Raw genomic sequence first — 25,522 nt, 5'->3', positions numbered from 1 at the left:
GGGTCAGAGACGGGGGTCGACGGGTTCGGATTCGAGGGCGAGGACCGCGAAGACGCATTCGTGGACCCGCCACAACGGCTCCCCGGCCACCGCCCGTTCCAGCGCTTCCAGTCCAAGTGCGTACTCCCGCAGTGCCAGCGAGCGCTTGCGGCCCAGGCCGCGTGAGCGCAGCCGGTCGAGGTGCTCGGGCTCGGTGTAGTCGGGACCGTAGATGATCCGCAGGTACTCGCGGCCACGGACCTTCACACCAGGCTGGACGAGGCCACGCTCGCCACGCACCAGAGCATCGGCGGGCTTGACGACCATCCCTTCGCCACCGGCTCCGGTCAGCTCCTCCCACCAGCGAACGCCCGCTGCCACCGAGTCGGTGTCATCCGCCTGGACGGTGATGTGCCGGGTCGCGGTGATGAGAGTCGGATCCGCGGCGGCGAGCCGTCCGGCGACGTCAAGATGCCAGGAGTGCGGGCGCTGCGCACAGGTCGCTCCCGTCGTCGCCCCCGCGGCCCCCGCCGGTGCCGCTGGTGTCGCTGGTGTCGCTGGTGTCGCTGGTGTCGCTGGTGTCGCCTTCGCGGCGGAGGCCAGCAGCATGAACGGGGCTATGCGGATGCCGGTCAGGCCGTCGACCGGCCAGCAGTAGCGGCGGTAGGCGTCGGTGAACGCCTCGGCGTTGGCGAGTCGGGTGCTGGTCCGGCCAAGCAGGTCGGCGACGTCGATGCCACGGCCGGCGGCGGACGTCAACGCCTCGAGGGCGACGGGCAGGGCGCCACGGGCGGCGGCTCCCGCGGCGGCGTACTGACGGGCGACGAGGTCGCTGGCCTTCGCGCTCCACGGCATGATCTCCGCGTCGAACACCAGCCAGTCGGCGGCGAGCTCGTCCCACAGACCGGCGCGTTCACTCGCGGTCCGCAGCCGGGCCAGCAGCCCCTCGGTGAGCTCCGGTGCGAAGAACGGCCGTCCGGTGCGGGTGTACACCGCGCCGGTGGCCGCACCGGACGGGCCGTCGGTCGCGCCGAAGCGGGTGGCGGCGACGCCCGCGTCCCGGCAGAGGACGACGACGGCCCGCGAGCCCATGTGCTTCTCCTGGCAGATGAGCCGGTCGACCCCGTCGGCGCGGTAGGCCGCGAACGCCTCCGCGGGATGTTCGAGCAGGCCGGGCTGGGCCGACGTCGGCGGTGGGCTCATCGTCGGCGGCAGGTAGACCAACCACCGCGGGTCGAGCGCGAAGCGGCTCATCACCTCCAGCGCCGCCAGCGCGTTCTCCTCGTCGATCCGGACGCGTCCACCGTGGCGGGTCTCCAGGAACCGCCGTCCGAGCACATCGGTGACGTCCAGCAGGTCCACCACCCCGACCGGACCCCTGTCACGCGGGGTGACCGGCGGGCTCACCTCGATCGCCAGCCCGGACGGACCCGCGTCCGGCGCGATGGCGGACGCGGTCGGCGCAGTCGTGGACGCGGTCGGCGTGATCGTGGACGTGGACGGCGCGGACGTGGACGGCGCGGACGGCTCGGACGTGGACGGCTCGGTCGGGGTGGTCTGCGGGTCGGTCAGCGGGCGGGTGGGTTCGACGTAGACGCGGGCGGCGGGGACGGCGACCAGCTCGCGTTCGGGATAACGCAGGGCGCTCAGGCTGCCGCCGAACACACAGCCGGTGTCGACGCACAGGGTGTTGTTGACCCACTCCGGTTCGAGCGTCGGGGTGTGGCCGTGCACGACCGTCGCCCGGCCGCGGTACTCGCGTGCCCACGGGTGCCGCACGGGCAGGCCGTACTCGTCGGTCTCGCCGCTGGTGTCACCGTAGAGCGCGAACGAGCGCACCCGGGCCGAGGCGCGGCCGTGGTAGGCCTCCTTCAGGCCGGCGTGCGCGACGACGAGGCGTCCCGCGTCGAAGACGTAGTGGGAGACCAGGTCCTGGCAGAACGCCGTCGCCCGCGCCTGGAACTCGGCCGGTTCGGCCGCCAGCTGCTCCAGCGACGCGGCGAGACCGTGACCGATCGTCACCTTTCGGCCGGCCAGGGCGCGCACGAGCTTGTTCTCGTGGTTGCCGCAGACGGCGAACGCGGTGCCCTCGGCGACCATCCCCATCGCCAGACGCAGCACGCCGGGGACGGCCGGCCCACGGTCGACGAGATCCCCGACGAACACCACGCGCCGCCCGTCCGGATGCCACGCCGAAACGGGCCGTCCGCCGTCACCACCGCCGCCGTCTGCACTGCCGTCGTCTGCACTGCCGTCGGCGTCGCGGCGCAGGTGGTAGCCGAGGCGGGTGAGCAGCCGCTCGAGCTCGTCGAGGCAGCCGTGGACGTCGCCGATGATGTCGAACGGGCCGGTCTCGTGGCGCAGGTCGGTGAACAGCTTCGTGTACTCGATGGTCGCGTCCGCCACCTCGTCCACCGAGCGCAGCACGTGGACGCGGCGGAACCCCTCCCGGGCCAGGCCGCGCAGCGACCGACGCAGGTCGGCGGCCTGGCGGCGGATGACGGCGGGACCGAAGGCGCGGTCGGCACGGTCTGCGTTGCGCGCCACGCAGACCCGTTCGGGCAGGTCCAGCACGATCGCCACGGGCAGCACGTCGTGTTCGCGGGCCACCTGGACGAGCGACGCCCGCGCCTTGGCCTGGACGTTCGTGGCGTCGACGACGGTGAGCCGTCCGGCCGCGAGCCGTTTGCCGGCGATGTAGTGGAGCACGTCGAAGGCGTCCGGTGTGGCGCTCTGGTCGTTCTCGTCGTCGGCGACGAGGCCACGGCAGACATCCGAGCTCAGCACCTGCGTCGACCGGAAGTGCGCGCGGGCGAACGTCGACTTCCCCGACCCCGACACCCCCACGAGCACCACCAGACACATCTCGGGAATCGCCAGCGTCCTCGCCTCAGGTACCACCCCGACCTCGGACGCGCTGGCCTCGGACGCGCTGGTCTCGGACGCACGGGCCTCGGATGCGGCGTCGGATGCGGCGTCGGATGCGGCGCTCGGGTCGGTCAACGGTCGTCCTGCCGTTCGAGGATGGCGAGCTGGGTGGGGGCACCGAGGGTCGGGTCGGTTTCGCCGATGCCGCCGAGGCGGGCCGTGTACGGGTAGGTGGCGCTCAGGCCGTGCACCCAGGTGGCGAACTCGGCGCGGGTCCACTCGAAGCGGTGGTCGCGGTGGCGCGGCGTCCCGGCGGCGAGACCCTCGTAGCGGACGTTGAACTCGACGTTCGGCGTGGTGATCACGACCAGACGCGGACGGGCCGCGCCGAGCACCGCCTCGGCCAACGCCGGCAGCCGCGGCGGGTCGACGTGCTCGACGACCTCACTGAGCACCGCCGCGTCCAGCCCGGCCAGGCGGGCGTCCCGGTAGGTCAGGGACGAGGCGACAAGGCGCAGCCGGCCGCGGACCCGTTCGGGCATCCGGTCGAGGTGCAGCCGGCGGGCGACCAGCTCGAGCGCGCGGTGTGACACGTCGACGGCGATCACCTCGGTGAACGCCGTGTCGGCGAGCAGGGCGGCCACCAGTTTCCCGTCGCCGCAGCCGAGGTCCGCGACGCGGCCCGCTCCCGCCGCCCGCAGCACGTCAAGGATCACCTCGCGCCGCTGCTGCGCCAGCGGCACCCGTTTCGGCGCCGCCTCGGCTTCGGCCGCGGACGAGGCCCCCGCGGAGCCGACGACCGCCTCCGCCCCGGCACCGGCCGCATCAACATCGGCCGCATCGGTGCTGGCAGAGTCGGTGCTGGCGGGGTCGGGTTCCTGCTCGGTGGGGACGAGGCCCGGTTCGAAACCGGTGGCGATGCTCTCGTCCGGGAGGTCCTCGGCCACGGCCAGCTGGGCGAGGGCGAAACTGGCGAGTCCGCGGCGGTGGGCGAGGTAGCGGCGGGCGATGAGATGGCGTTCGGGATGCTCCCCGAGCCAGCGCGCCCCCTCTCGGACGAGCTTGTCGGCCTCGTCCCGTCCGACGTAGTAGTGCTTGCCGTCGTCGAGGACGGGCAGCAGCACGTAGACGTGGGTGAGCGCGTCGGCGAGGCGCTGGGTGCCGGTCAGGGTGAGATCGTGATGGGGTGCCGTGCCCCACTCGGGAAACCGCGGGTCCAGCGGCGCGGGGCGGGCCTCGACGGCCCAGCCGAGCGGGGCGAACAGCCGCTCGGCGAGCGCCGCCCCACCATCACGGCACGGCACCGCGGGAATGCGGATCTGCAGGGGGATGGCGGTGGCGGCCAGTTCCGGACGGGACGTGCAGATGCCCGCCATCGCCGTCGAGAACACACCCGCCAGGGCCACCGCGAGCAGGCTGGATGCCGCATACGGCCGATCGTCGACATAGCGTGCCTGCGCGTCCGCCGCCGATCCGCCGCCTCTGCCGCGGCCGCCGCGACGACCCGCGGGCCCGCCGCCTCGGCCGCGGACAAGGCCGACCGGGTCGATGTCGAGCAGCAGCGCCGCCGTCGTGCGCTCCACCGTGGCCTCCGGATAGAACACGTGCGCCGTGCCGGCGGCGGTGGCGAACTGCTGCGCCCGCTCGGGATGCTTGTGCAGCAGAAACCCCAGGTCAGTAGCGGGCCGTACGGTCGTCGACACGGTCAGCAGCACATCGGCATTCTGCCAACCACCGACCGATCCGGCTAATGACTTTCCCCGCACACCGCTGCCAGTGGGAGCGCCGCGCCACCGTCGACGTTCGAGGTCGTCGCGGTGCGCGCCCCGGCGCCCGGGGTGGCCATCGCCCACATCCGACGGCAGGCGAACGACGCCAGCGGATTCTCTGAAATGGCGCTTTACACCCTGGTCGAGCGGGACGGCCAGTGGTGGCTGGCCGCCGCCCAGAACACCCCGATCGCCGCACCCCCAGCGCGGACCTGACCCGGCAGTCAGCCCCCGTCGCTCACTGCGTGAAGGTGGGCAGCGCGGTCAGGAACGGCCGCACCTCCAGCCATTCGTAGATCGGCGCGCCGTCCGGGCCGGGTGCGGCGGACAGCTCGCCGGCGAGTTCGAGGGCCCGCTCCCAGGACTCCACATCGATGACCATCCAGCCGGCGATCAGATCCTTCGTCTCCGCGAACGGACCGTCGGTCACCGGGGGACGGCCCTCGCCGTCGAAGCGCACGAACGCGCCTTCGGGCGAGAGCGCCTGCTCGCTGACGAACTCGCCGCTGCCCTCCAGCCGGCGGGCGAACTCCTGCATGAACCGGATGTGCGCGTCCACCGCCCGCGGCTCCCACTGGTCCAGCGGCGGGAAGTCGACAACCCGGTCCGGGCCACCGCGGTAGTGCTTGAGCAGCAGGTACTTCATCTCGGTTCTCCTTCGGTATCCGGTGGCCCGTCGCGGCCACTCATGCCCCAGGGACGGAGCCGGCCCACCGTTCTCGACACCCGACGCCGAAGAATTCCGAGATTTTTTCGCCCCCCGCCCGGACCGGCTCAACGCACGCCGTAGCCGTGCAGGAACACGCGCACTCCGGCGTCCGAGGTGGCGTGGATCTCGGCCGGCTCGAGCGCGACAGCACCGTGCAGCGAGCGCTGGCCGCTGTCCCCGGCGACCAGCAGGACCAGGTGAGCCGCGGCGAGGTCGGCATCGGCCAGGGACAGGTGCCCGGCGTCGGCGATCCGCCGCAGGTGGGCGGCCAGTGCGCGCCGGACCCGCCGCGGCCCCTGCTCCTGCCAGGCCTCCAGCGTGGCCGGCGGAACATGCGCCGCCTCCGCGATGACCTGCCGCACGAGCGTGAAGTGATCGGCGAACTCCGGGGCCGGTGTCGCCCAGACCCGGCCGAACTCGAGCAGGTCGGCCTCGATGTCGACGATCTTTCCGAGATACCGGTCAGCGAGGATGATCTGCGCGTCCGCGACCCGGCGGGCACTGTCCACGATCACCGCGTGGAACAGCCCCGCCTTGTCGCCGAAATGGTTGTAGATCGTGCGGCTCGAGGTGCCGGCGGCCCGGGCGATCGCGTCGACGCTGGCCCGGGTGTACCCGTCGCGGGCGAACGCCGCGAGCGAACCGTCCAGAAGGTCGCGCCGCTTGTCGCCGGCGCGCCACGAACGCCCCGTCCGCGCCGCTCGACCGGAGGCGGCATCGGCCACACCCGTGCGGATCCCGCCCTGGCTGTCCATGGTTCCTCCTCGCCGCCGAGCATAGCCACGGCGACCTTCAAGTACAACGCACGTTGCACAAGATGCAACGATCGTTGTAAGTTCGGGAGATCCACCCGTCGACGAACAACGATGATCGAGGTGTCAGGATGATCCGAATCGCCATCGTGATGGGCAGCACCCGTCCGGGCCGTCGTGTCGACCAGGTGGCCACCTGGGTGTTCCGCGAGGCACAGGCCCGGGTGGCCAGCGCCGACGACACCGTCGTCGAACTGGTCGACCTGGCCGACTTCGCCCTGCCGCTGCTCGACGAGCCGGTCCCGGCCGCGATCGGCGACTACCAGCACCCGCACACCCGGCGCTGGGCGCGGGCGGTCGCCTCCTACGACGGCTTCGTCTTCGTCGTCCCCGAGTACAACCACTCGATGCCGGCCGCGCTGAAGAACGCGATCGACTACCTGTTCACCGAGTGGAACGACAAGGCCGCCGGCTTCGTCAGCTACGGCATCACCGGCGGCACCCGTGCCGTGGAGCATCTGCGGCTGACCCTGGCCGAGGTCAAGGTCGCCTGCGTGCGCAGCCAGGTCGCGCTCTCCCTGTTCACCGACTTCGAACTGACCGACCCGGCGCTGCCCGGCACGTTCCGCCCGGGACCGCACCACGGGCAGATCCTGGACCGACTCCTGGACGAGGTGCGGGCCTGGTCGCGGGCGCTCGCACCGCTGCGCCCGTCGACCAGCCCGCCGGTACCCGGCCCGACATCGGACGACGCCGGGGAGAGCCTGGTCGGCGGATGACCGGCGCCGCGGACGACCGGCTCGGCCGGCGACACCAGGACCAGCCCGGTGCCAAGCCGTCGTCCGAGCCATCGTCCGAGCAGCGGATCGGCTGGCCGGTCTGGCGGCTGGCGGGGGTCATCGTCTTCGGCGCGTTCGCCAGCGGGATGGACGCCTCACTCGCCAACATCGGCCTGAAGTCGATCAGTTCCGACCTCGGCTCCACCCTCGCGACCACCCAGTGGGTGACCAGCGGTTATCTGCTGGCTCTCGCGGTGTCCCTGCCGCTTTCCGGCTGGTTGGGCCGCCGGTACGGGCCGGGCCGGGTGTGGCTGGCAAGCCTCGTGGCCTTCACCGTCGCCTCGGGGCTGTGCGCGGCGGCGCCGACCGTCGCGGGCCTCATCGCGCTGCGGTTCCTGCAGGGCCTCGCCGGCGGGCTGCTCATCCCCGCCGGTCAGACCGTGCTGGGTCGGGCGGTCGGCTCGGCCCGTCTCGGGCGGGTGATGGCCACACTCGGCATCGTCGTGGCCGTCGCGCCCGCGCTGGGTCCGGTGATCGGCGGCCTGATCCTGCACGGTGGGTCGTGGCGCTGGCTGTTCGCGATCAACCTGCCGATCGGGGCCGTCGGTCTGGCCCTCGGGCTGCGCTACCTCCCCCGCGGCGAACGCGGCCGGGCACCGCACCTCGACTGGCCGGGCCTGCTGCTGATCAGCACCGGTCTGCCCGCGCTGGTGTACGCGCTCACGGCCTGGGGGGACCGCGGCTCCCTGGCGCATCCCGTCGTGGTCGGGGCGCTCGCCGTCGGAGTGGGTGCGCTCGCCGCCTTCGTGGCCCGCTGCCTGCGCCACCGCGAGCCGCTGCTCGACCTGCGGCTCTACCGGCGCAACCAGGTGTACCGCGCCGCGACGGTCACGACCGGCCTGACCGGGATGATCCTGTTCGGCAGCGGTCTGGTGTTCCCGCTCTACCTCCAGGTCGGTCAGGGCCAGAGCGTCCTGGCGACCGGTCTGCGGCTGCTCGGCCTCGGCGCGGCGACGGCGCTGGTCATGCCCGCCGCCGGGCGGCTCACCGACCGCCACGGCGGCGGGGTGGTGTCGGCGATCGGCTGCGCGACACTGGTCGCGGTCAGCGTCGCGTTCGCCCTGCTGCCGCTCGACGCCGGCGAGGTCGTCATCCAGATCGTCCTCGCCCTGTTCGGCGCGGCGACCGCGTTCGCGGCCGTCCCGGCGGGCATCGCCGCCTACAAGACGGTCACCCCCGAGCAGCTCCCGGACGCGACGACCACGGTGAACATCGTGCAGCGCGTCGGCGGCGCGCTCGGTGGGGCGCTGTTGGCGGTGGTCATCGCACGTAACCTGCCCGACGATCCCGAGGGGGCGTTCCGGCACGCCTTCTGGCTGATCGCCCTCACCGGTCTGCTCGGCCTGCTGTCCGCGCTGTGGCTCCACCACGCCCTGCGCGGGGCAGAACAATCTGGTCGCACGGGGTGCGCTCCCCGTCCGGGCGGAGGTTCAGCGCCCGTCGAGCCAGGTGCGGGCGTTCTGGAAGATGCGTAGCCACGGGCCGAACGTCTCGTCACCAGTGCCCAGGCCGGGTTCGTCCCCGGCGCTGTCGGTGCCGGTGCGGACGGGCAGCCAGGAACGTTGCTGGGTGAGGAAGGCGCGCTCCGGGTGGGGCATGATCAGGGTGACGCGGCCGTCGTCGGAGGTGACGGCCGCGACGGCGGCGGGGCTGCCGTTGGGGTTGGCCGGGTAGTCCTGGGTGGGCTTGCCGTGGTTGTCGACGTAACGGGCGGTCACCGCACCGGGGGTGCCGGCGGGGCCGAAGTCCATCCGTCCCTCGCCGTGGGCGATCGGCACGGCCAGCACCGAACCGGCCATCCCGGCGAACAGCACCGACGGTGAGTCCTCGAGGAGCAGGCTGGACACCCGGGCCTCGAACCGTTCGGAGGTGTTCTCCAACAGGGTCGGCCAGCCGGTGGCGCCGGGGATGAGCGTGCCGAGGCCGGCGACCATCTGGCAGCCGTTGCAGACACCGAGGGTGAGCGTGTCCGGGCGGTGGAAGAAGGTGCGGAAGGCCGCGGCGAGGTCGGGATGGGCGAGGATCGACTTCGCCCAGCCAAGGCCAGCGCCGAGCACGTCACCGTAGGAGAAACCACCGCAGGCCGCGAGCACGTGGAAGTCGTCGAGGGCGGCGGTGCCGGTGAGCAGGTCGGTCATGTGCACGTCGACCGCGTCGAAGCCGGCCGCGTCGAACGCCGCCGCCATCTCGACATGCCCGTTGACGCCCTCGTCCCGCAGGATCGCGGCCTTCGGCCGGGCGGACCGGGCGGCCGCGGCTGGTCCGGCGGCGGCCGGTAGCAGGGGGAACGTGATCCGTTCGGTGATGCCGGGGTCGGCGTCGTCGAGGATCGCGTCGAACTCCGCGTCGGCGGTGTCGGGATTGTCCCGCAGCCGTTGGACGAGATAGCTGGTCGTCGCCCAGACCCGTTCGAGCTCCGCCCGGCCGTTCGCGTAGACGACCGTCTCCCCGTCGCGCAGCACGATCCGCTGCGTCAGCGTGGGCCGGCCGAGGACGTGGACCCGGTCCGCGCCCAGCGCGGTGGCCAGCACCGCGACCACCCGGTCGACGGCGGGGCCCGCCACCTGGAGGACGGCACCGAGTTCCTCGGCGAACAGCCGGGCCAGCAGCGTGCCACCGGGCAGTCCGGCGAGGTCGACGTCGAGGCCGACCCTGCCGGCGAACGCCAGCTCGACCAGCGTCGCGAGCAGGCCGCCGTCGGACCGGTCGTGATAGGCAAGCACGTCACTGTCGGCGACCAGCCGCCGGGAGGCGGCGAAGAACGCCCGCAGCACCTCGGCATCGGCGTCGGGGACGTCCGCGGGCGCGTGCCGTCCGTACGCCAGGGCCAGCGCCGAGCCACCGAGCCGCCCCCCGGTGCGGCCACCAGCACCGACACCCCTGCCGGCGCCGTCACCGTCGCCAGCGCCGTCGCCGGAGAGGTCCACGAAGATCAGGCGACTGTCCTCGTCGCGGGCGAGCTGGGGGGTGAGCACCCGGGAGACGTCCGCGACCGGCGCTCCGGCGGTGACGATCAGCGACACCGGCGAGGTGACAGCGTGTTCGCCGGTGTCGTCCGTCCAGACGGTGCGCATGCTGGTGGAGTCCTTGCCGACCGGGATCGGGATGCCGAGCTGCGGGCAGAACCGTTCGCCCAGCGCCTCGACCGCGTCGTAGAGCGGGGCCTGCTGGTCGTCCACGCCGACGGCGGCCATCCAGTTCGCCGAGAGCGCCACCTGACGCAGGTCGGCGACGGCGGCGCCGGCCAGGTTGGTGAGGGCCTCGCCGACCGCCATCCGGGCCGCGGCCGGGGCGTTCACGGTGGCCAGCGGTGTGCGCTCCCCCATCGCCAGCGCCTCACCGGTGCGGCTCCCGTACGCCGACGCGGTGACGGCGACATCGCTGACCGGCACCTGCCACGGCCCGACCAGCTGGTCGCGCACGGTGTGACCGCCCACCGTGCGGTCACCGATGGTGATGAGGAACTTCTTGCTGCCGACCGCGGGCACCCGCAGCACCCGCTGCACGGCCTCGGCCAGCACGATCCCGGACTCGTCGAACGGCGCCGTCGCGATGGTGACCGAACGTGCGGTGCGGGTCTGTCGGGATGCCTCCCCGAACAGCAGCGACATCGGCACGTCCACCGGCGCCGTCGCGAACAACCGGTCGCGCACGACGAGACGCTGCTCGTCGGTGACCGTGCCGACCACGGCGAACAGGCAGCGTTCCCGCGCGCACAGGGCGGTGAAGGTGTCCAGATCGGCGGCGGCGATACCGAGCACGTAGCGTTCCTGCGCCTCGTTGCACCAGATCTGCAGCGGGGTCATGCCGGAGTCGGCGTTCGGCAGGTCGCGCAGCTCGAACACGGCGCCGCGGCCCGCGTCGTGCACCAGCTCGGGCAGCGCGTTCGACCAGCCGCCGGCGCCGACGTCGTGGATGGACACGATCGGGTTGGCCTCGTCCAGCGCCCAGCAGGCGTTGATGACCTCCTGCGCCCGGCGCTGCATCTCGGCGTTGCCGCGCTGCACCGAGGCGAAGTCGAGCTCGGCGTCACCCGCGCCGGTCTGCATGCTGGACGCGGCCCCGCCGCCGAGCCCGATCAGCATCGCCGGCCCGCCGAGCACGATGACCAGGTCGCCCGCCGCCAGCTGTCCCTTGCCCACCAGCGCGTCCCGGACGTTGCCGATCCCACCCGCGATCATGATCGGCTTGTGGTACCCCCACCGCTGGCCAGGAAGGTCAGCGGTGTCGCCTGGGCCGTCCGGTGCCTCGAAGGTGCGGAAGTAGCCGACGAGGTTCGGCCGGCCGAACTCGTTGTTGTAGCCGGCGGCGCCCAGCGGCGCATCCGTCATGATCTCCAGCGGGGACGAGATCCGCTCCGGACGGTCCTCCTCGCCCTCCCACGCACAGTCGTCGCCGGGGATGCGCAGGTGGGAGACGGTGTAGCCGGACAGGCCCGCTTTCGGGACGCCGCCGCGGCCGGTGGCCCCCTCGTCGCGGATCTCCCCGCCGACACCGGTCGCGGCACCGGGGCCGGGCGCGATCGCGGTCGGATGGTTGTGCGTCTCGACCTTGACGAGGATGTGCGCGGGACCGTCGTGGCGACGGTAGGTGTGGGTGTGCGGGTCCGGGTAGAACCAGGACGCGGGTTCGCCGCGCAGCACGGCCGCGTTGTCCGAGTACGCCGAGAGCACGTTCTCACCGGAGCGCGCATGCGTGTTGCGGATCATCGCGAACAGGCTCTTCGGTCGGGACTCCCCGTCGATCACCCAGTCGGCGTTGAACACCTTGTGCCGACAGTGCTCGCTGTTGACCTGCGCGAACATCATCAGCTCGACGTCGGTCGGGTTGCGGCCAAGCTCGCGGTACCTCTCGCCCAGATAGGCGATGTCGCCCGCGCCGAGCGCCAGGCCAAGGCCGGCGTTGGCCCGGGTGAGGGCTACCTCCCCCTGGGTGAGCAGGTCGACGTCGGTGTGCGGCTGCGGCCGCCCGGCGGCGAACAGCGCACCAGCGGCATCCAGCGACGCCTCGACGACCTCGGTCATCCGGTCGTGCAGCAGCGGAGCGAGAGCGTCCAGGTCGAACGGGCCAGAGCCGTAAAGGTAGTAGACCGTACCCCGCTCGATCCGGCGGACGGCGGCAAGCCCCGCTGACGCGGCGATGTCCGATGCCTTCGACGACCACGGCGAAATCGTCCCCGGTCGTGGCAGCACCACCAGCATCGCCGAAACTGACGCACGGTCTCCCGTGAACGGCTCCCCGTAGGTCAGCAGTCCCCGCAGCCGCTCCTCGTCCGCTTCGCCGGCTAGGTCGACGAAATGGACGTACTCGGCCGCGACATCCGTCACCGCCAACTCGGCCGCCCGCAGCCGAGCGACAAGCCGCCGCCGAGCCGGACTGGTCAGCGCCGCGATATCTCCGTACGTCCTCATGCCCACCTAACCGTAACCGTGTGACGCATTCATATTGCGCCACGTTTCGGCTGACCCCGTCAGAGGCTATCTGATGCGGACCCCCTTACGCAAGAGTTCCTCCCGAAGTGACCAGAAAGTCTTTTTGATCGAGTTACGCGGGAACACCAGTGGAGGCGTCGCTCCGATGTCAGGAAGAAATCGACAGCCCTCCTCCACCAAAATTATCACTCGATCCTGCCCGTATCGGCCCTGAAACAGACCTACTTCGTGAACGACGTTCTGTCGAGCAAATCCGCGACCATGCTCAACGAGATCCTCGGTGGTCAGCACGCAGATGGCGGTTCCGCACAGGTTCAGATACTTCTCGAGGACACTGCTGACCTGACTGCTGCCCCACACACCCGACTCGAAGCTGTGGACCGGGGCCGCAAACTCGCGCTCGAGATATTCCTTGACTGCCAACCACTGTGGGTCTCCTCCATGCGCGACGAAAATTCCGCCAGGGTGCGGATCCTCATACCTCTCCGCTTCCCTGGCCGCAATAAAACTACGGGTCAGGGCAGCAAAGCTGGCATGACCCTGACTGCCCACATACCTGAGCTTCTGCCGCGCCAGCCGCATGCCGAGCAGCGCACCCAACTCCAGTTGCAGGCGCGTGCTGCCGAGCACGGAAAGAAGCCCGGCGGCAAACACGTCACCAGCACCCGTTGCATCCCGGATTTCCTCGGTGGGAAGTGGCTGCTGCGGAAAAACATCAGCAGCGATCCGGTCGCCGTCCTTGCGGTAGAGGGTAATTCCGGCCGGCCGTTTGACCAGGACAACCGCCTGCGCGCTTGCCATAAGATCCAGTACTCGCGCCGCAACTTTTTCGTCCGACTCTCCTGGACTTGCCCGCCCCATCAACGCGAGTTCGGCGGCGTTGAGCAACAGATAGTCGGCCAGGGCGACCATGCCGAGTACGTCGACGGAGCGCTCGGCCGACCAGACGTGGCCTGGGTCAAAAGTAATGGCGACGTTCGGCGAGGCAGCCCGGAGCATGGTCAGCAACCGCAGCAGCCTCGATGGCGTTTCTGGGTCAAGAAACGACGTCACGTGAACAACACGGGCACGGGTCAAATACGAGACGATCGCCTCAAAATTTTCCTCTATAACGGCACCCATGCGAGCATTCGCACCACCATGAGTGAGCAGGGTCCTTTCCCCGGCATCCATCAGCGAGAAGCAGACCCCGCACATCGCCTCCTTGATGGGGTAGGTCTGGCAGGTGTCCACCCCCCAACGCGCCAGTTCTGCGATGCTGGACTGGCCGCGCAGTGGCACCCGGCCGGCCACGCCCACATAGCCCAGTCGAAGGTCGAGACGCATCTGGGCGAGCGCGTAAATCGCATTGAATGCGGACCCGCCCAGCGATGACGAAAGAGACGACGCATCGACGAGTTCCAGAATCCCGTAGATGGTCCTCTCGTCGACCGCGCTTTCCCCGCCCCAGGTCAGCGGCATCGGGCCACCGCTTCCGACGGCAATACCACCGTCCGCAAGCAGCCGACGCAGCCCAGGGTCGCCGGACGTATCGGCGATGTAGTCGAGGTTGAGCGCACCGATACCGACGATGTCCAGCGGCTCGGGCAGCCCAGGAACACCTGTCGGAGGTGGCTCGGAGTCAGGAACCGTGTCTGGCCGGGACAGGTGCTGAGTCAACTGCGGTTCTCCTTCATCACGACCGGCCGGGTCCAAAGGTTCGCCGGGCAGCGTGGCAACGACATGTAGCCGAACCGATCCGCGGCGACCGTCATTGCATCATCCCCTCCCTGCGGAGCATCCGTTCGAGCTCGACAAAGGAATCCTGGACACTACCCGGCCGGAACCCAAGGCAAAGGAGTCCCGCCATGTTACTGAAGATATGACAGCCATCCTGAACAAGTAGCGCAACCCGGTCGAAACCGAAATATCCCTGCAGGTAGCCAGAAAAGTGGACGAGCCGCTCGTCGGCCCGGCTGGCTGGACGGTCCGAGTCGGCCTCGGGTGCGATCACACAGATCGCAAAGCCGGACTCCTCGAGCTGCCGGCGAGACAGGCTCGACGGCATCGCCCCCGGATCCGTCGGAGTGAGCCTGGTCACGCGCACCGCGCAGTTCTCCACAAGAAATCGCTCCAGCGGTTCCCAGGTCGAACCACCATCGTGCGCGACAAGAACCGCGTCTCGACGCGGCCTCGGCATAGCATACTGTGCTCTGGTCTGCAGGTATCCACGTGCCAGGTCCGGAAAACGAAAATGACCACTGGCAGCCATGTAGCGAATCTTCAGACGAGCCAGGCTGGTGCCGAGGTGCGCGCCGAGCTCCAGCTTGAGTCGCTGCGACAACAACGCGGAGATGACCGCCGCTGCAAACACATCACCGGCTCCCGTGGCGTCCTCTATGTCCCGGTCGGGATCTGCAAAGTCGTAGGTGTAGCGACTCATGTCGGCACTCGATCCGCCAGCCTCACCGGAGAAAACTTCAATGAGGTCATAACGTTTCGTCACCAAAACGGTCGCCCCTGGCGCACATCTCCGGACAACTCTGCGACCAAGCTCGTCGTCAGCCTCTCCATGGGAGTATGATCCCAAAGCCTTGAACTCCTTGTAGTTGACAAACAGAACATGCGTCAGCTCAAGTATTCGCAGCACGGCCTCCGTTGGGCGAACGGCCCATTCATGGCCTGGGTCGAAACAGATCAGGAGATCGGGGTTTCGAGCAACCACCGCCTCCAACAGGCGCGCCACGGCATCCGGAGTCCTCGAGTCCAGGAACGAAGTGAGGTGTACGGCTCGAGCGCCCGCGAGATAAGCCACAAGATCATCAAATCGACTGTCGACATAACTGGCCATTTCCAGGTTGGCACAGGGCGAGGTGAGCATAACCCGAACATCATCTTCGATGAAGGAGAGGCAGATCCCGGCCCTCAGGTCAGGACGGACCGAAACCATCCTACGATCTATTCCGAGGTCCACCATCTGCCGCAGAAAGGAAAGGCCGGGCGCCTCGATGCGGCCAAGCACGCCGACGTATCCAAGCGTGAGACCGGCATCCATGTTAGCCAGGGAAAAGATGGTGTTCCAAGCGGAGCCACCCAGCGAGGAATCCAGCGTGTGGGCGCCCAGGTTCTCCATCGCCCGGAGGACCACCTCCTCGGCGACCGGTCCCTCTGCGTTCCACTCGAATCGTGAGGTCGACTCGCCGATTTTCTCTTCAGCCCGCGCAGACAGCCGCGATGCCGTGGCGATGAAGTCGACATTGAACGCCCCGACGCCGACGAGATCCGGCACAGCTGGTAGCACACGTTCCCCCGATGATCTGCTGGGAAGCCAAGAACGGTAAAGTGTCGCAACATATCATCATGCGCGGCCGAGCCTGCTGTCATCCGAATCTCCATCACCGACGAGCGTTCCGGTAGACGCAGGTAGGTACAGGTAGCTGAGAGTTCGCGGCAGGCAGCTTGCTCCGACGCCGCACGGGGCCTTCACCGGAACCCGGGGTGGGTGGATCGCTGATCTTCGAGCAGTAACCAGCGCTCTTCACCTACAGGCGGCAGCGCGTAGGCGATCCCTATCAGTTAGCGGTTACACACGACGCGGCAGCGGCGTGCACGAGACCCGGGCGGGCTGGCGGATCCGTCCGCCGCGAACAGTCGCCGTCCCGGACCCCGAACTCCCCAGCCGCTACACCCCGCGGCCAGCCACGGAGCAAGATCACAGCAAACAGGTCGCCGTGGGGGGCAAATCGGGCACGAATGCCCCCACGACGACCCCTTTGGCTCTCAGCGCCCCACAACAGCCCGCAACATCGCTACAGAAAGTAACTTTGTTCGAGAGCGGCGGAGCGGGACGGTGCACCTTCGTCGACATCGCGCTACGCGGCCGGCAGGGTGAACACCACACACGTTCCGACGGCGCGATCGGTGTCGAGGCGGATCGTGCCACCGTGGTATTCGATGATCTTCTTGCAGAGGGCGAGGCCGATGCCGGTTCCGGGATAGTCCTCCCGGCTGTGCAGGCGTTGGAAGATGACGAAGATGCGCTCGCTGTACTGGGCCTCGATGCCGATACCGTTGTCGGTCACGCTGATCTGCCACCGGTCGCCGTCGCGTTCGGCGCCGACGTGGATGACCGGAGTGCGCTCGGGGTGGCGGAACTTCAGGGCGTTGCCGAGGAGGTTGGTCAGCAGGATCTCCAGGTGGGCCGGGTGTCCGGCGACCGTCGGCAACGGGTCGTGGGTCAGCCGCGCACCGCTTTCCCGAACAGCCAGCTCGAGACCTTCCAGGGCGCGGCGGTGGACCACGTCCAGGTCGACGTCCTCGGCGGGGTGATCCGCCCGGCCGGCGCGGGAGAACGCCAGCAGGTCCTGGATGAGTTTCTGCATGCGGGCGGCGCCGTCGACGATGAAGCCGATGTACTGGTCGCCGCGTTCGTCCAGCTGGCCGCCGTAGCGGCGCTGCAGCAACTGGCAGAAGCTGGTCACCTTGCGCAGCGGTTCCTGCAGGTCGTGCGAGGCGACGTAGGCGAACTGCTCGAGGTCGGTGTTGGAGCGGCGTAGTTCCTCGGCCCGGCGGTCGAGGTCCGAACGGGCCTGTTCGGAGGCCACGAGGGCGGCGGCGAGGCGATCACGCATCAGGTCCACGGTCCGGGCCACGGTCTGGATGTCCGCGGGACCGCCGGTGCGGATCGGATGGTCGAAGTCGCCGGCGGCGACCCGGTCGGCGTCGCTGGCGAGCCGGGCGAGCGGTGCGGACACGGCGCGGCGCAGACCCACGAACGCGAGGACCGCACCAGCGAGGATCACGGCAGCGATCGCGCCGAAGGTCCAGTTCCGCAGCCGGCGCACGTGCATCAGGTCCGCCCGGGCCTCGGCACGGGCGGCGCCCAGCTGTTCCTGCAGGGTGTGGCTTGCCGCGCGCAGGGCGTCGAACGCCGTCTTGCCGGTGGTGGCCCGCGCAGTCGCGAACGCCACCGGTGCGCCCGGAGGTGCGGCGACGACCCGGTCGGCGTACACCCGGTGCCAGCTGGTGGCCCGTCCGAGCAGGTCGTCGAGGGTGTCAGTGCGGCTGCCGTCGGCGGTCAGCAGCCGACGCAGCTCGCTGGCCAGCCGGTTCTGTTCCTCGACCCCCTGGCGGTACGGCGCCAGGAACTCGGCCTGCCCGGTCATCCCGAAGCCGCGCACGCCGGCCTCCTGGCCGACCAGGGCGGCGTCGAGGCGGACCGCGGCGAGCAGGGCGGGGGCGCTGCGGTCGATGAGGCGCTGGTTCACCGAGGTCGCGTGGGCGAGCAGCCAGGTGCCGAGCACACCCAGCGTGACCAGCACCACCAGGGCGCCGCCCACCCCGGCCGACAACCACCGGCTGGTGGTCCAGCCGGACGGCCGGCCCTGGACCGCCTGTTGCGACGTCACCTTCGTCCGCCTTCCACCGGTCCGTCGCACCGGGGGTCCGCCCGCCGGACACCCTTCAAGATCGCCACACTGGACGTCCCGGTCATGCCATGATGACGTGGCACCAACCACCGCACGACGAGTGTGGGGCGATCGAAACCGGGATCCGATGACCGCTGCCGCACCAAGCCGCCCCTACGACATCCTGCTCGCCGAGGATGACGCCGGTGACGCCCTGCTCATCGAGGAAGCGTTCCTCTCCCGTGGACTCGGCCAGAATCTGCACACTGTCGGTGACGGGGTGCAGGCCCTGCAGTACCTGCGTGACCCGGCCCGTCCGCGGCCGGACCTGATCCTGCTCGATCTGAACATGCCACGGATGGACGGCCGCGAGACGCTTGCCGCGATCAAGGCCGACTCCGAGCTGCGCACCATCCCGGTCGTGATCCTCACGACCTCCGATGCGCCCGACGACATCGCCGGCAGCTACCAGCTGCACGCCAACGCCTACGTCTGCAAACCCACCGATCTGGACGACTTCCTCGGCACCATCCACACCATCGACGACTTCTACCTGGGCCTGGTTCGGCTACCTCGTCCCTGACCGGGCACCTGCGGCCCACCGCACCCGCCCGGTCCGTCCCAGGTCTGATCCACCCCAGGTCTGATCCACCCCTTCCTGGTCCGTCTCACCTGTGGCCCGAGTCCGGGGACTCGGCTATTTTCGGCAGGAACATTCGACTGTCATCGGCCGTGCACGACAAGGGTGGGAGCAGTGACCGCGGGCTCGGAGCGGGACCTGACCCCTGTGGAACGTCAGGCCTGGCAGCTGTTGCAGACGATGCCGGTGGGCTTCATCGCCTGGGATGGCGACTGGCGCTGCAACGGTGTCAACCCCGCCGGTGAGCGGTTGTGCGGCCGGTCTCGCGAGGAACTGCTCGGCAGATCGCTGTGGGAGATCTTCCCCGCGGTGGTCGGCACCGAGTTCGAGACGGTCTACCGGCGCGTCGCGCGCCTGCGCAAGCCGGAGAACATCGAGATCTACTACCCCGAGCCGCTCTGCCGGTGGCTGGACATCCACGTCATCGGAGACATCGAAGGCACCGGCGGGGTCGTGGCCTACTTCCTCGACGTCACCGAACGCCACGAGATCCTGGAGCGGGAACGGTCCATCACCCGGTCGCTGCTGCACGCGTCGGCGGAGCGCGACGTGGCGGCCCGCCAGGCCGCCACCCTGGCCGAGGTAGCCCTCGCGCTGACCTCGGTGGACACCGTCGAAGCCCTGGAAGCCGTCGTGGTGGGCCAGGGGCTGGCCACACTCGGTGCGGACGGCGGTGCCGTGGTCTCCCCCGACGAGACCGGCAACTGGCGGATCACCCTCAACGCCGCCCTCGGCGAGCGGGCCCGGCTCACCTACAGCGCCGTCCCGTATGACAGCCCGCTACCCAGCTGCTGGACCGCCCGGACGGGGCGGCGCGTTCTGCTGCCCACCGTCGCGTCCGGCCACGCCTTCGATCCGATCATGGCGGACGTCTACGCCGACACCGCCCGACTGGGCTGGGCCATCCTGCCGCTCACCGTGCAGGGGGAGGTCCTGGGCAGCCTCGCCGCGGCCTGGGTGGACGAACACGAGCCGTCCGCGAGCGAACTCGACCTGCTCGACGGCTTCGCCGCCCAGTGCGCCCAGGCGCTGCACCGCATCCGCGCGACCCAGCAGGAACGACAGACCGCCCGGGAGGTACGCGAACTCGCGGAGGCCCTGCAACTCGCCCTGTTGACCCCACCACCCACCCCCGCCGGCCTGCAGATCGAGGTCCGCTACCAGTCCGCCCAGGACGCCGCCCGGGTCGGCGGCGACTGGTACGACGCCTTCGAGCACACCGACGGCTCGACCGTCCTGGTGATCGGCGACGTCACCGGGCACGACAGCACCGCGGCCGCGAAGATGGCGCAGCTGCGCGGGCTGCTGCGCACCCTCGCCTACACCGCCGACCTCACCCCCGTCGCCGACGGTCGCATCCCCGCCGACCGAAGCCCTGCCAGCCAACCCTCTGCCAGCCAACCTTCGGTCAGCCACGTCCCGGCCGGTGGACAGGACCGTCCGGACCGGTCCAGTCCACTCGCCGCCGTTCTCAGCGCCCTCGAGCACACCGCGGCGGGTCTCGGCGTGGACGCCCTCGCCACCGTCGTCCTCGTCCGCGTCGAGGCCGCTGCCGACCCCGGCGACAGCGACGCCGACAGCCTGCGTACACGCACTGTCCACTGGTGTAATGCCGGACATCTGCCGCCGATCCTCGTGCACGCTGACGGATCCACCGAGATCCTCGAAACGGCCCGGACCGACCTGCTGCTCGGCTTCGACACCCACGCCGACCGCCATGACCACAGCGCGTTCCTCCCGCCCGGTGCCGTCCTGCTGCTCTACACCGACGGCCTCGTCGAACGCCGCGGCACCTCGCTTGACGAGGGACTCGACGCCCTGCGCGGGGTCCTGACCGGCCTCGCCACCGAAGGCCTTACCACCGAATCCCCTGCTGGCGAAGGCCATGCTGGCCAGGGCATTGCCCTTGCCGGCCTCTGCGACGGTGTCCTGGCCGCAATGGCGCCGCGGACCGGAGAGGACGACATCGCGCTTCTCGCGCTGCGCGCGGCGCCCCTGTACCGGTCGTTTCCCGCCGGCCCCTGAACCAGATTCCGACCTGCGTGGCCACGGCAGCTCTGGGTACGTACGAAGCCGACTGGAATTCCGGTCCCGTGGGCGCACGCCGTCTGTGGTGCTTTTCCATGGCCAGGTACAGGAGGGGTCGCGTGCCGAAGGGCGATCAGCTGGATTTCGAGGCGGCCGACCGGGGTCTGATCGGCGCGCTGGAACCATGCGTCGTGCGGGATGAGGCCGGCCGGACGGTGTGGGACAACGAGGCGTTCCGATTCCTGGCGGACGAATGCCCACCCACGGTACATCCGAGCCTTTGGCGACAGTCCCGACTGTGCGCGAGGCACGGCCTTTACGAGGTAACCGAGGGGCTTTATCAGGTGCGGGGCCTGGATCTGTCCAACATGACACTGGTCGAGGGCGAGCGCGGAGTGGTCGTCATCGACCCGCTCGTGTCCACGGAGACGGCCGCCGCGGCACTCGGACTGTACCGGCGACATCGGGGCGACCGACCGGTGACCGCGGTCATCTACACCCATCCACATATCGACCATTTCGGCGGGGTCGCCGGAGTGGTCACCGGCGGGGTCCCGATCGTGGCACCGGTGGATTTCATGCGGCACGCGGTGACAGAGAACGTCTACGCGGGCGGGGCGATGTTGCGCCGCGGGATGTACCACACCGGCGCGTCACTGGAACCGGGGCCTCGCGGGCTGGTCGGTACCGGCCTGGGACAGACGGCGTCAGCCGGCACGGTCTCGTTGATCCCGCCGACGGTGGACGTCACCCGCACCGGGCAGGAGGAGGTCCTGGACGGGGTCCGGTTCGTGTTCCAGATGACGCCCGGCACCGAGGCGCCGGCGGAGATGAACTTCCTTCTTCCGGACCATCGTGCGCTGTGCCTGGCGGAGAACGCCACCCACACTCTCCACAACGTCCTGACGCTGCGCGGTGCGGTGGTGCGCGACGCCCGCGTCTGGTCCCGGTATCTCCAGGAAACGATGATCCTGTTCGCGGACGAGGCCGATGTGGCTTTCGCCTCGCACCACTGGCCCACCTGGGGCACCGCGGCCATCAGAGCGTTCCTGGCGGACCAGCGGGACACCTACGCCTATCTCCATGACCAGACCCTGCGGCTGATGAACCTGGGTTACACGGGAACCGAGATCGCCGAGCTGGTCGAGCTGGATCCCGAGCTGACGCGGTCCTGGCACACCCACGGCTACTACGGCTCGGTCAGCCACAACGTGAAAGCGGTCTACCAGCGCTATCTGGGCTGGTTCGACGGCAATCCCGCGCATCTGTGGGAACACCCGCCGGTGGAGTCGGCCCGCCGATATGTCGACTGCATCGGCGGGGTGAAAGCGGTCGTGGCGAAGGCGCGGGCCTACCGGGACGACGGCGACCTTCGATTCGCCGCCGAGCTCCTCAACCATGCCGTCTTCGCCGATCCGGCGTCGGAGGACGCCCGGGACCTGCTCGCCGATGTCTACACCCGCCTGGGATTCGGCGCGGAGAACGGCACCTGGCGCAACTTCTACCTCACCGGAGCCCAGGAACTCCGCCAGGGCACGGCCCACGGTGCGGCGGACGTCGACACCACGGCCCTGGCGGGCGCACTGACGATCGAGCAGATCCTCGACTCCTTCGCGATCAGGATCAACGGCCCACGAGCCTGGGGGCAGGCCTTCACCCTCGACTGGGCCATCACCGATCAGAAGGAGATCCACCGCAGCCTGCTGTCCCACGGCGCCCTGACCCACTGGTCCGATCCCGCCACCGATGCCCCGGATGCCACCGTGCGCCTGTCCAGGGCGGAACTGCTCGGCTTCCTCGGCGGCCGGATCCCCGCCGACGATCTCACGGTCGACGGCGATCCGAGCGTCCTGTCCCGGCTGCGATCGCTGCTCGACGACCCGAATCCCGCCTTCGCGATCGTCACTGCCTGACCCCGGCTGGGAGAAACCATGACGTTCACCTGTCGGTGGAGCTGCGGACCACGGGCACGCAACCGCGGGCGTAGACGCGGCGGACGACGTCCTCGATGTCGGGTTCCTCGACGGTGAAGTCGAGAACCTCGGCGCGCTGCGCGACGGCGGCGAACACCTGGGCCGCCGTGGTGATCTCCGCGTCGAACGCGAGGCGTTGCCGCAGCCCACGGGCCTGGCTGGCCAGATGGCGGGTACCGAGAACGTCGGTCAGGTCTGTCGTGGGTTCGGCCAGCACCACGGCCAGCACCCGTTCGGCGCCGGACGCGCGGGCGAGACCGGCCAGGTCGCCGTCATAGGCGAGCCGGCCGTGGTCGATGACCAGCACCCGGTCGCACAGCCGCTCGACGTCACCGTCACCGGGCAGAGCATGGATCGCGGCCAGGATCCGGAACGACTCCCGCAGCGGCAGGTCCCACCACAGCTGGGAACGCTGGCCGAACACCACCCCGACCTGCCGGGCGATCCGGCGACGGTCGGCGACCGGTCGCAGCCCGCAGGTCGTCACCGTCCCACCGGTCGGGACGAGAATGCCGGTGAGTATCTTGATGGTGGTGGACTTGCCGGCGCCGTTCGCGCCGATGTAGCCCACCGCCTCCCCCGGCAACGAGCCGACCCCGCGCGCCGAACTCGCTCGTCGCGATGTCGGCCGCACCCCGGCGGTAGCGCTGATTGTTGGTTTCGTGGGTCACACAACTGTCTCACTTCCATTGTTGTTCTAACCGGCCGGGTCGGGCGGTGCCGTAGATGATCCGGACACGGCGGGATAAACTCGCGGCGCCAGCCGGGGCGGCGACCAACGCGGAGCGGCGAAGCGCTCGCACACATGGCGTGCGGCACTTCGAGTGCACCTTCCATCGGCGAACATTCCGAAGGTCAGCGGCAACGCCGATTTCGCCGGGGCGGCGACCGCGAGCTGGAACTCACCCGGTATCGACAGGTGCACGACGATCATGTCGCGCACACCGACGCGCTCGCCTCCTGGGCGGACACGACCTCGGGTACGCCCTCGGGCACCCCCTTGGACGTGCCCCCGGACCGCCGCCGCGGCCCTGTTCGTCTCCCCGCACCCGGTGCGGGATCACCGCAGGGGCGCCTTCGACAAACTCCGCGAGGGAGTCCGGCGAGAGCCCGCCACCCGCCTGATCCTGAACGAAGCCAGTCGGTCGCGACCCGTACATGGCCGCCCGGAAACAGGCCGGCCGAGTCAACATCGTTTGTTTGAACGGGTGAGTTACGCGCCACAGGTGTGACACCCCCAGCGATTTTCTCCATTGCACCTCGCTGACCGAACTTTTGGCAGGCGGTGCATTCGAACAAGGGGTCAGGTGGGAGGATGCCCGGGAAGATCGAGAGGAGATCTTGTGAATAATGCCGGACCCGAGGGTGGACACGGTGGGAACGTCCACGAGGTCACGACATTGATGGCGCAGCGGGCCCCTTCGTGGCCCCCGTCAGCGGCGCCCGCCAGCACGGCGACCTCCGCGAAGCCGACGACGCCCGAGGTGCCGGCGATTCCCGTGCAGGCCCACGTCGCCGGCGGCGTCGACGACCCCGCCGCGCCGGCCACCTCCACGCGGCTGGCGGACCTCGCGCCCCTGACCGACGACGCCGCCTGGGTGCGGGTGCCCGTGAGCCGAGCACGGGCGGCGGCCGGGCCCGTGCTCGCGGTCGTCGTCGTCCTGATCGGGGCGGTGTACCTGACGTGGCGGGCCGGTGGCCTGGGCGGCACCGGGGTCGCCGGTGGCCTGTTCTACGCGGCGGAGGTCGCAAGCTACCTCGCCATCGTGTGGACGGCGGTGATGACCGCGCGCATCCGGCCCGGTCTGGTCCGTCGTGCGCCGGCGCCGGCGGGGACGCTGGACGTCTACGTCACCGTCTGCGGTGAGCCGGTGGAGATCGTCGAGGCGACCCTGCGGGCGGCTCTGGCGATCGACTATCCGCACCACACCTATGTTCTCAATGACGGTCGGATCGCCCGGCGGGACAACTGGCGCGAGATCGACGAGCTGGCCGCCCGGCTGGGGCTGACCTGCTTCACCCGGACCGACGGGCCCAGGGGCAAGGCCGCGAACCTCAATCACGCCCTCGCCCGCACCACCGGCGAGGCGATCATGACTTTGGACGCCGATCACATCGCCGTCCCCGACCTGGCCGAGCGGGTGCTGGGTTATCTGCGTGTCCCCACGGTCGGGCTCGTCTGCACCGAGCAGCGTTTCGACGTCGGCCGCTACGACGTCCTCAACAATGCCGAGCCGATGCTGTACCGGGCGGTGCAGCCGGCGAAGGACCGCGACGGCGCGGCGAGTTCCTGCGGCAACGGAACGTTGTACCGGCGCACCGCGCTCGAGTCCGCCGGTGGTTTCAGCGAGTGGAACATCGTCGAGGACCTGCACACGTCCTACGAACTGCACTCCCGGGGTTGGCGCAGCGTCTACCATCCCCAGCCGGTGTCCGTCGGTATCGCACCGGCCACCGCCGCCGAGTACGCGCGTCAGCGCAGCCGTTGGGCGATGGACGGCCTGCGCCTGACCTTGTTCGACAACCCGCTGCGCAAGCCCGGCCTCACCGGTTGGCAACGCGCCCACTATCTGCACACCGGCGTTGGTTATCTGGTGGCCTGTGCCCAGATGATGTTCCTGCTCGGTCCGCCGCTGAGCGCCGTCGCGGGAATCCAGATCGCCGCCGGAACCTCCCTGACCGCCTACATGCTGCACGCGTTGCCGTATCTGATGGGCTCGATGCTGCTCGTCGCGTATCACGCGGGCCTGCGTGGCGCGCATCGGACGATCGCGAGCACCCTGTTCAACGCGCCGCTGTACGCGTTGGCGTTCATCCGGGTGGTGATCGCCGGACGGCCGGAGTCGGGCACCACCGCCAAGACCGCGCTGCCGAGAATGTCCCTGCTGCTCCTGCCGCAGGCACTGTTCGCCGCCGCGCTGATCGTCACCATCGTCGTGGTCGGGCTCGGCCGGGACACCGCCGACCTGTCCGCGCTGGTGTGGGCCGGGGCGCTGCTGGCGATGATCGCCGGGCCGCTGTCGGCGATCTCACGGCGACCGTCGCTGGCCGAACGGGCCCAGCTGCCCATCCGCATCACCATCGCCGCGACGGTGCTCGGCCTCGCCACGACCACCCTGCTCGCCGGCTGAGCGCCGGTTAGAATC

Annotated in this window: 15 protein-coding genes; 6 read left to right on the top strand and 9 right to left on the bottom strand. The window is 70.0% G+C overall.

Annotated elements, in window-relative coordinates:
• Positions 1-3 precede the first annotated feature (3 nt).
• The 4 genes from MXD59_RS01940 to MXD59_RS01925 all read right to left on the bottom strand — a co-directional run bounded on the left by MXD59_RS01940 (position 4) and on the right by MXD59_RS01925 (position 6,080).
• Positions 4-2,982, bottom strand: coding sequence for a polynucleotide kinase-phosphatase (locus MXD59_RS01940; RefSeq protein WP_248823176.1), 2,979 nt, complete (start codon positions 2,980-2,982; stop codon positions 4-6).
• Entirely contained in the window at positions 2,979-4,562 is a 1,584-nt protein-coding gene (locus MXD59_RS01935; protein ID WP_248823175.1) for a 3' terminal RNA ribose 2'-O-methyltransferase Hen1, read from the bottom strand. The genes MXD59_RS01940 and MXD59_RS01935 overlap by 4 nt, the downstream gene beginning before the upstream one ends.
• Positions 4,563-4,854: 292 nt before the next feature.
• Positions 4,855-5,262 carry a YciI family protein gene (locus MXD59_RS01930; RefSeq protein WP_248815117.1) on the bottom strand — a complete coding sequence of 136 codons (408 nt, stop codon included), beginning with the start codon at positions 5,260-5,262 and terminating at the stop codon, positions 4,855-4,857.
• A gap of 128 nt (positions 5,263-5,390) precedes the next feature.
• Entirely contained in the window at positions 5,391-6,080 is a 690-nt protein-coding gene (locus MXD59_RS01925; RefSeq protein ID WP_248815116.1) for a TetR/AcrR family transcriptional regulator, read from the bottom strand.
• A gap of 128 nt (positions 6,081-6,208) precedes the next feature.
• Between MXD59_RS01925 and MXD59_RS01920 the strand changes: the two genes are divergently transcribed.
• Both MXD59_RS01920 and MXD59_RS01915 read left to right on the top strand, forming a co-directional pair.
• The gene (locus MXD59_RS01920) at positions 6,209-6,856 is read left to right on the top strand and encodes an NADPH-dependent FMN reductase (RefSeq protein ID WP_248823174.1); all 648 of its coding nucleotides are present in this window, start codon (positions 6,209-6,211) and stop codon (positions 6,854-6,856) included.
• Positions 6,853-8,391, top strand: a complete 1,539-nt coding sequence (locus MXD59_RS01915; RefSeq protein ID WP_248823173.1) for a DHA2 family efflux MFS transporter permease subunit — start codon at positions 6,853-6,855, stop codon at positions 8,389-8,391. The genes MXD59_RS01920 and MXD59_RS01915 overlap by 4 nt, the downstream gene beginning before the upstream one ends.
• Here the strand turns inward: MXD59_RS01915 and purL are convergent.
• The 4 genes from purL to MXD59_RS01895 all read right to left on the bottom strand — a co-directional run bounded on the left by purL (position 8,347) and on the right by MXD59_RS01895 (position 17,735).
• A complete protein-coding gene (purL, locus tag MXD59_RS01910; RefSeq protein WP_248823172.1) occupies positions 8,347-12,327 on the bottom strand; it encodes a phosphoribosylformylglycinamidine synthase in 3,981 nt (1,326 codons plus the stop codon). The two genes, MXD59_RS01915 and purL, sit on opposite strands and share 45 nt — an antisense overlap.
• A gap of 66 nt (positions 12,328-12,393) precedes the next feature.
• The gene (locus MXD59_RS01905) at positions 12,394-14,007 is read right to left on the bottom strand and encodes a PfkB family carbohydrate kinase (RefSeq protein ID WP_248823171.1); all 1,614 of its coding nucleotides are present in this window, start codon (positions 14,005-14,007) and stop codon (positions 12,394-12,396) included.
• Between the two features lie 91 nt (positions 14,008-14,098).
• Positions 14,099-15,616, bottom strand: coding sequence for a carbohydrate kinase family protein (locus tag MXD59_RS01900; protein WP_248823170.1), 1,518 nt, complete (start codon positions 15,614-15,616; stop codon positions 14,099-14,101).
• A 583-nt stretch (positions 15,617-16,199) separates the two neighbouring features.
• The gene (locus MXD59_RS01895; protein ID WP_248823169.1) at positions 16,200-17,735 is read right to left on the bottom strand and encodes a sensor histidine kinase; all 1,536 of its coding nucleotides are present in this window, start codon (positions 17,733-17,735) and stop codon (positions 16,200-16,202) included.
• Positions 17,736-17,883: 148 nt separating this feature from the next.
• Here MXD59_RS01895 and MXD59_RS01890 point away from each other — a divergent pair, with 148 nt between their 5' ends.
• The 3 genes from MXD59_RS01890 (at position 17,884) to MXD59_RS01880 (ending at position 22,316) form a co-directional block, all read left to right on the top strand.
• Positions 17,884-18,318, top strand: coding sequence for a response regulator (locus MXD59_RS01890; protein WP_248815110.1), 435 nt, complete (start codon positions 17,884-17,886; stop codon positions 18,316-18,318).
• A 171-nt stretch (positions 18,319-18,489) separates the two neighbouring features.
• Complete coding sequence (locus tag MXD59_RS01885) at positions 18,490-20,400, top strand: SpoIIE family protein phosphatase (RefSeq protein ID WP_248823168.1); 1,911 nt, start codon at positions 18,490-18,492, stop codon at positions 20,398-20,400.
• Between the two features lie 122 nt (positions 20,401-20,522).
• A complete protein-coding gene (locus MXD59_RS01880) occupies positions 20,523-22,316 on the top strand; it encodes an alkyl/aryl-sulfatase (protein ID WP_248823167.1) in 1,794 nt (597 codons plus the stop codon).
• A 25-nt stretch (positions 22,317-22,341) separates the two neighbouring features.
• Here MXD59_RS01880 and MXD59_RS01875 read toward each other — a convergent pair whose 3' ends face one another.
• Positions 22,342-22,962: an ATP-binding cassette domain-containing protein gene (locus MXD59_RS01875; RefSeq protein ID WP_283096163.1), complete on the bottom strand. Its 621-nt coding sequence runs from the start codon at positions 22,960-22,962 to the stop codon at positions 22,342-22,344.
• Between the two features lie 898 nt (positions 22,963-23,860).
• On the opposite strand from MXD59_RS01875, the gene MXD59_RS01870 reads away from it, so the two are divergent.
• On the top strand, positions 23,861-25,507 hold the full coding sequence (locus tag MXD59_RS01870) for a glycosyltransferase family 2 protein (RefSeq protein WP_248815103.1): 1,647 nt from the start codon (positions 23,861-23,863) through the stop codon (positions 25,505-25,507).
• The last annotated feature ends 15 nt before the right edge of the window (positions 25,508-25,522 follow it).

This window comes from Frankia umida, assembly GCF_023242945.1.
Taxonomy (GTDB): Bacteria; Actinomycetota; Actinomycetes; order Frankiales; family Frankiaceae; genus Frankia; species Frankia umida.
The sequence above is the reverse complement of the archived record's forward strand: the minus strand, read 5'-3'. Positions and strand labels throughout refer to the sequence as shown.

Coding starts and splice junctions, on each gene's coding strand:
- purL (WP_248823172.1), bottom strand. CDS start 12,327: ATGAGGACGTACGGAGATATCGCGGCGCTGACCAGTCCGGCTCGGCGG.
- MXD59_RS01925 (WP_248815116.1), bottom strand. CDS start 6,080: ATGGACAGCCAGGGCGGGATCCGCACGGGTGTGGCCGATGCCGCCTCC.
- MXD59_RS01915 (WP_248823173.1), top strand. CDS start 6,853: ATGACCGGCGCCGCGGACGACCGGCTCGGCCGGCGACACCAGGACCAG.
- MXD59_RS01920 (WP_248823174.1), top strand. CDS start 6,209: ATGATCCGAATCGCCATCGTGATGGGCAGCACCCGTCCGGGCCGTCGT.
- MXD59_RS01930 (WP_248815117.1), bottom strand. CDS start 5,262: ATGAAGTACCTGCTGCTCAAGCACTACCGCGGTGGCCCGGACCGGGTT.
- MXD59_RS01890 (WP_248815110.1), top strand. CDS start 17,884: ATGACCGCTGCCGCACCAAGCCGCCCCTACGACATCCTGCTCGCCGAG.